This window comes from Candidatus Jidaibacter acanthamoeba (genome assembly GCF_000815465.1).
Taxonomy (GTDB): Bacteria; Pseudomonadota; Alphaproteobacteria; order Rickettsiales; family Midichloriaceae; genus Jidaibacter; species Jidaibacter acanthamoebae.
In genome coordinates this window covers 39,663-46,003 of the sequence record NZ_JSWE01000146.1, presented here as the reverse complement: position 1 = coordinate 46,003, position 6,341 = coordinate 39,663, and the positions used below count along the sequence as shown (strand labels likewise).

Annotated in this window: 7 protein-coding genes; 6 read left to right on the top strand and 1 reads right to left on the bottom strand. The window is 35.8% G+C overall.

Annotated features, from left to right (window positions below; genetic code table 11):
* The 5 genes from atpA to atpC all read left to right on the top strand — a co-directional run.
* Window positions 1-1,040, top strand: a 1,040-nt coding sequence (atpA, locus tag NF27_RS07595; protein WP_039457791.1) for a F0F1 ATP synthase subunit alpha, incomplete at its 5' end; no start/stop codon positions are given.
* Between the two features lie 15 nt (window positions 1,041-1,055).
* Entirely contained in the window at window positions 1,056-1,937 is an 882-nt protein-coding gene (locus NF27_RS07590; RefSeq protein WP_039457790.1) for a F0F1 ATP synthase subunit gamma, read from the top strand.
* Between the two features lie 11 nt (window positions 1,938-1,948).
* Complete coding sequence (locus NF27_RS07585) at window positions 1,949-2,536, top strand: hypothetical protein (RefSeq protein WP_039457787.1); 588 nt, start codon at window positions 1,949-1,951, stop codon at window positions 2,534-2,536.
* Between the two features lie 34 nt (window positions 2,537-2,570).
* On the top strand, window positions 2,571-3,992 hold the full coding sequence (gene atpD, locus NF27_RS07580; protein WP_039457785.1) for a F0F1 ATP synthase subunit beta: 1,422 nt from the start codon (window positions 2,571-2,573) through the stop codon (window positions 3,990-3,992).
* A 3-nt stretch (window positions 3,993-3,995) separates the two neighbouring features.
* Window positions 3,996-4,394: an ATP synthase F1 subunit epsilon gene (gene atpC, locus NF27_RS11315; RefSeq protein ID WP_053332685.1), complete on the top strand. Its 399-nt coding sequence runs from the start codon at window positions 3,996-3,998 to the stop codon at window positions 4,392-4,394.
* A gap of 458 nt (window positions 4,395-4,852) precedes the next feature.
* On the opposite strand, the gene NF27_RS07570 is transcribed toward atpC, so the two are convergent.
* Window positions 4,853-5,674 (bottom strand): hypothetical protein, encoded by an 822-nt coding sequence (locus NF27_RS07570; protein WP_152606873.1) that lies wholly within the window; start codon window positions 5,672-5,674, stop codon window positions 4,853-4,855.
* A 155-nt stretch (window positions 5,675-5,829) separates the two neighbouring features.
* On the opposite strand from NF27_RS07570, the gene NF27_RS07565 reads away from it, so the two are divergent.
* Window positions 5,830-6,321 carry a hypothetical protein gene (locus NF27_RS07565; protein ID WP_039457780.1) on the top strand — a complete coding sequence of 164 codons (492 nt, stop codon included), beginning with the start codon at window positions 5,830-5,832 and terminating at the stop codon, window positions 6,319-6,321.
* Window positions 6,322-6,341: the final 20 nt, after the last annotated feature.

Below are 6,341 nucleotides of genomic sequence, written 5' to 3'. Positions count from 1 at the left end.
AGCGTGAATTAATTATTGGTGATAGGCAGACAGGTAAAACTGCTCTCGTTTTAGATACGATTTTAAATCAAAAGACCGCTCACATTGAAAAAGATACGGCAAAGCAGATTTACTGTATATATGTTGCAATCGGGCAGAAGCGTTCTTCGGTTGCTAAAATAGTGAAAAAATTAGAAGAAGAAGGTGCGCTGGATTATTCGATTATTGTTGTAGCAAGTGCGTCGGAAGCTGCACCGATGGCATTTTTAGCTCCCTATACAGGATGTGCAATGGGTGAATATTTTAGAGATAATGCTATGCATGCGTTAATTGCATATGATGATTTATCTAAACATGCTGTTGCATATCGTCAGATGTCGTTACTTTTAAGACGTCCGCCAGGGCGTGAAGCTTATCCGGGCGATGTATTTTACTTACATTCGCGCTTGCTTGAGCGTGCTGCTAAGATGTCTGATGAGAAAGGGGCAGGTTCTTTGACTGCGCTTCCGGTTATTGAAACACAAGCCGGGGATGTTTCGGCATATATACCGACTAACGTAATTTCTATTACCGACGGTCAGATTTTCCTTGAAACGGAATTGTTTTATAAAGGGGTTAGGCCTGCCGTAAACGTCGGGCTATCAGTAAGTAGGGTAGGATCAGCTGCGCAAATTAAAGCGATGAAACAAGTTGCAGGAAGCGTTAAACTTGAGCTTGCTCAATATCGTGAAATGGAGGCGTTCGCCCAATTCGGTTCGGATCTCGATGCCTCAACTCAAAAGCTATTGGCGCGTGGTTCAAGGCTAACGGAATTATTAAAACAAGCCCAATTCAAACCGTATTCTGTAGAAAGTCAGGTTGCAATAATTTTTGCCGGAGTTAAAGGTTATTTTGATACTATCCCGGTAAAAGACGTAAAAAGATTTGAGGAAGAATTAGTCCGAGAGCTTAATAATAATCCGAAAATCTTAAATAAAATTAAAAAAGAACAGAAGATTAGCGAAGAGACGGAAGCCGAGCTTAGAGCTTTCCTTGAGCAAAGTGCTAAAATGTTTGCATAAAAGGGTTGAAAACAGATGCCATCATTACAGTCACTAAAAAACAGAATAAAAAGCATTAAGTCTACACAAAAGATTACTAAGGCGATGAAAGTGGTATCTACTTCTAAGCTTAAAAAAGCTAGAGAGAAATCCGAAGCCGCAGTCCATTATGCAGACAAAATGCAGAATATATTGCTTGCTGCTTCTTCGCTTGCGGGTAAAGAGTTTGAGGAAATATCATTGCTTAAAAACGAGAATGAAGAGAAAGTTCGGTTAATGATCGTGGTGACGGCTGATAGAGGGCTTTGCGGTGCTTTTAATATTTCTATAATTAAGACGGTAAGAAAGGTTATAGATAATCTTATTGCACAAGGAAAAAGTATTAAGATAATTTGTATCGGCAAAAAAGGATATGAGCTTTTAAAGAAAAATTACGGTAAATATATTATTGCTCATAAAGACGGAATAAGAAGTAAGGGAGTGAAATACTCCGAAGCCTGTGATATAGCTGAAAGAGCGTTATCTTTAATTCATGATAATCAGGTTGATTCTTGTCATATTTATTATAATAAATTTAAATCGGTAATAGCTCAAGTTCCGACTCAGCAGCAATTAATTCCGCTTCTGAAGGAAGAGCTGAAGGAAGAGGAAGAAAAGATTATTAATGAATTTGAATTTGAGCCGGATAAAGAAAAAATATTGTTGGATTTACTGCCGAAAAATTTAAAGGTGCAGATTTATAAAGCATTGTTGGAAAGTTTCGCCGGTGAGCATGCATCACGTATGACGGCGATGGATAATGCCACACGGAACTCTGGGGAAATGATTAAAAAGTTACAGCTTGTTTATAATAGAACGAGACAGGCATATATTACTAAGGAATTAATTGAGATTATATCAGGCGCGGAAGCAATTTAAAGGAGAAAGTTATGAAAGGTTTTACACAAAGATTGGGTAGCGTTACTAAAGTTAGTGGTAGACTCAGCGGGCGTACATTATCATCTAACCCATCAGCTATACTAGATGGCTTTTCAGAAGATACCAGATTATCATTAAGTCATGGTGCGACTAGACCTGCTAAATCTTTAAGCGATACAAGCAAAGAATACCTAACAATAGGCGAACTTGAAAAGCTTTCTGATATAGCGGAAACTTTATTGGAAGCAGAAGCTCATTTTAATAAAGGAGTAAAATCATTAGAAATTGAGGAAAGGATTGGTTTTATTATTGAAGCACATAAATATGCCAATTTCCTAAATTATGGTCCTATACCAAACTCGACCAACTATCCTTCTTCAGTTAGGAAGATGGATGCTGTACATGCCATTAATAAAGCAATGGATCTATTAAATAATGAAATACAAGAAAAAATAAGCGAAGCTTTAAAAAATTATGACAAAAAAGCTAACGTTGTAGGGCTAAGTGAAACTATTAAAAGCGATACTGCTAATAAAGAGAAAAGTGTGGCTGAAAGAATATTAGAAAATAGAGGCAAAGAACAAAGTATAATCAGATAATAAAGAAAAATAACATTTTTAAATGATGTGAGTTATGGCAAATAAAGGAATTATAAAACAAGTAATCGGTGCGGTAGTAGATGTGAAATTCGAGCAGGGCTTACCTCGGATTTTGAATGCATTGAAATGTGAAAATCAAGGTAAAGAGCTTATATTGGAAGTAGCTCAGCATATCGGTGAAAATACTGTGCGCGCAATTGCTATGGATTCTACCGACGGTTTAAGCAGAGGACAGGAAGTTATTGATACCGAAAGCCCCATCACCATTCCGGTCGGAAGAGAAGTTTTAGGGCGTATTATGAATGTTATCGGGGAACCAATCGATAACAGAGGTGAAATAAAATCAACTCAATCAGCTTCCATTTATGCGCCGGCTCCTGAGTTAATCGAGCAATCTACCGCAAATGAAATTTTAACTACCGGTATTAAAGTTATTGATCTTTTAGCACCATATGCCAAGGGCGGTAAAATCGGTTTATTCGGGGGAGCAGGGGTCGGTAAAACCGTAATCATCATGGAACTAATTAATAATATTGCTAAAGCACACGGCGGATTTTCAGTGTTTGCCGGGGTGGGGGAGAGGTCGAGAGAAGGTAATGACCTATACCATGAGATGATTGACTCAAAAGTTATTGATCTGGAAAACCCGCAAAACTCTAAAGTTGCACTCGTATACGGCCAAATGAACGAGCCGCCGGGAGCAAGGGCAAGAGTAGCGTTAACCGGGCTTACTCAAGCTGAATATTTTAGAGACCAGGAAGGGCAGGATGTATTATTCTTTATTGATAACATTTTCAGGTTCACTCAAGCCGGTTCGGAGGTTTCCGCACTCCTCGGGAGAATTCCTTCCGCTGTAGGTTATCAGCCGACTCTCGCAACCGAAATGGGTACATTACAGGAAAGGATTACCTCTACCAAGAAAGGTTCGATTACTTCCGTACAGGCGGTATACGTTCCGGCCGATGACTTAACTGACCCGGCGCCTGCTACCTCATTCGCCCACCTTGATGCAACAACGGTACTTAGCAGACAAATTGCCGAGCTCGGAATTTATCCGGCGGTAGATCCGTTAGATAGTACATCGCAAATGCTAAGCCCTGATATTATCGGAGAAGAGCATTATAAGGTGGCAAGAGAAGTACAAAGAATTCTTCAAACCTATAAGTCGTTACAAGATATTATTGCGATTTTAGGGATGGACGAGCTTAGTGAAGAAGATAAACTTATTGTAGCCCGAGCTAGGAAAATCCAAAGATTCTTATCACAACCGTTCCATGTAGCGGAAGTATTTACCGGTATCTCCGGGAAATTTGTTGCGCTCAAAGATACCATTCAAGGATTTAAAGGTTTGGTGGAAGGGGAGTATGATGATCTTCCCGAAGCTGCTTTCTATATGGTCGGAAATATTGATGAGGCAATTGAGAAGGCTAAAAAACTTGCTTTAGAGGCTGCATAGTAGATGACTAAAATTAGACTTGAAATTATTTCTCCTGAAAAGACCTTAGCTAACTTGGAAGTTACTATGGCAGTGCTTCCGGGTGAAGGTGGAGAGTTCGGTGTGTTATACGGCCATGAAAACTATATTACTACTATTATGCCCGGTGTAATTAATATTTATCAGGATGAAACTATAACTGAAAAGTATGTAGTTTCGGCAGGTACGGTTAAAGTAACTGCCGAACTTTGTACAGTTATAGTTGATGAAGCCGTAAGCACAGATAAAATTAATTTTGAGCAGTTTGAAAGTAGGCTTACCGCAACCATTCAGGAAATGGAAAAAGAATCCTCTGAAGTTGTGAGAGATGAGCTGAGGGATGAGATAAAATACCTGGAAGAAGCGCTTAAGTTTAGGGTGTAGAGGGATCATTTAAATTTTAAAGAGTATATTAATAATAAATTTAAGTTGGGTATCTCATATATCTATGGTCCCAAGCAGGGTTTTTCCGGAATCAATTATATTTTTTTACCTTACACTCTTTTTAGAGAAAGACATTTAAGCAATCTGATGAGTTAATGGAGTAAATTAAGTTGAATATAGGGAGCTAGTTGAGCTAAAAAAATTAAGCTAAGTTTGCATATAAACGGTTATGCCATTTATACAACAAATACACGCTATAAATGGCGGCGAGATGTATGCTTCTTACTGTTCTTATTATCTGATTTTTCAGTTGTAGGCTATATAGTCATATTAAACTTAACTTATTATATTTGAATAAATGTGTTAGATATTCAACTTAATTTACTATATATACAAATATTTAAATCATTGGCCATTATAAACATTATAAAGCATATTTACTGAGGTTAAATAAAAAACTAAGAATTATTATTTTTATTATTATCTGCTTCAAGCCTTATCATAGGAATTATTGCCCCTGTTTTATCTCCTTTTAAGAAAACAAATCTTTTCTTATCGGTTTCATAAATAACCTCGCCCTTTTCAAAAGATTTCAAAAGAGTATATTCTTTACCGTCAGAGTTTTCCACTGTCGTCAAATAAAGTTCGCGATCAAAATTTACGGAATCCATATTAAAAATGCATAAAGCTTTGGAAACTGCAAAGACTAAAAAAGCAAAGGAGGCACTTAGGCCAAATCTAATCTTTGGATTAAAAGCACTGATAAAAGTTAAAGCGTAAACTATTACCAGATAAAAGGCAAAAGCAATTATTATCGGGTATAATATATATGAGCTAAAATCAAAATTTTTATTAAGCGTATATATATTATAACTAAAGTATGCAGCTAATGTAATAAGCAATAATTTAGAAAATAAAGAGACATATTCAGCAAATATGATTTTTCTACTATTAACATGAGGAGAGGTATTGGTTATCGTTTCCTTATAAAGAAAAAAGGGTTGAATAAATAAGCAAAAGTAAACTATTAGAAGCTCAAATAATACACTTACTGAAGTATTAATGTGATCTGATAAAATAAATGGTATTAAGTACGGGTTAAATCCGAGAAAGAATACATATATATAATTAATTATTACCCCTGAGCTTACTAAAGCGGCAATAGTAACTTTTGTAAGAATTTCAAAATTTGTACCTAAACCACTTTTAAATTTGGGTAATATTGAGGTTTTATTCATCTTATAATCATTGGAATTGCTCAATATTATTATTAAAGTCATTGCTTGCCTGGTAGCCAAGTATTCTAGTATTAAAAACACCATTAAGAATTTTAAAATAATATTAAATTTCTATGCAAACCTTTTTTATTTAGCTAATTTAAGTATATAATGTTATAATTCAGCAAATCATTAAATAATTGTGCGGTTATTAGATTATGTTTTTAATGCGATATGTAGTTTTATTTATACTGACATTTTCACTGGTAGGTTGCTCAAGCGTTAAAGCGGGTAATAAAGCTTTGAAGGACGAGAAACATCTTAACTTAGATAATCAGATATTAAAGAGCCTTCCTGATGAAGAGCTTATTATATTTCATAAAGCTGTTATGTCATATTCCCTGATTAAAAATTCTAAATCTGCTACAAATGAGGAGAAACTAGTTGCTAAGGAAAAGTTTAATTCTCTTGTAGTTAAAATGGCAAATTTTGTGGTTGAGCATGATTTAAAGCCGATTTACTTTAGTGAAGAAGAAAAAAGAGCAGCCTTACTTGATTTTAGATTTGTGTTAATGCAAACCGAAAATGAACTGAAAAGAAAGCCACAATTAGAAGAAGTGGTGAGAAGAGTTTATGCTCTGCAGCCTGAAAGAGCAATAAGAATCTTGAGGTTAGCTGCCCAAAAATATCCCAAAGAAAAGTTGGATTAATTACAAGGTATTTCAAATTA

What these genes read in the sequence shown, in the direction of transcription:
- NF27_RS07590 (WP_039457790.1), top strand. Translation starts at nt 1,056, where the DNA reads ATGCCATCATTACAGTCACTAAAAAACAGAATAAAAAGCATTAAGTCT.
- NF27_RS07585 (WP_039457787.1), top strand. Translation starts at nt 1,949, where the DNA reads ATGAAAGGTTTTACACAAAGATTGGGTAGCGTTACTAAAGTTAGTGGT.
- atpD (WP_039457785.1), top strand. Translation starts at nt 2,571, where the DNA reads ATGGCAAATAAAGGAATTATAAAACAAGTAATCGGTGCGGTAGTAGAT.
- atpC (WP_053332685.1), top strand. Translation starts at nt 3,996, where the DNA reads ATGACTAAAATTAGACTTGAAATTATTTCTCCTGAAAAGACCTTAGCT.
- NF27_RS07570 (WP_152606873.1), bottom strand. Translation starts at nt 5,674, where the DNA reads ATGACTTTAATAATAATATTGAGCAATTCCAATGATTATAAGATGAAT.
- NF27_RS07565 (WP_039457780.1), top strand. Translation starts at nt 5,830, where the DNA reads ATGTTTTTAATGCGATATGTAGTTTTATTTATACTGACATTTTCACTG.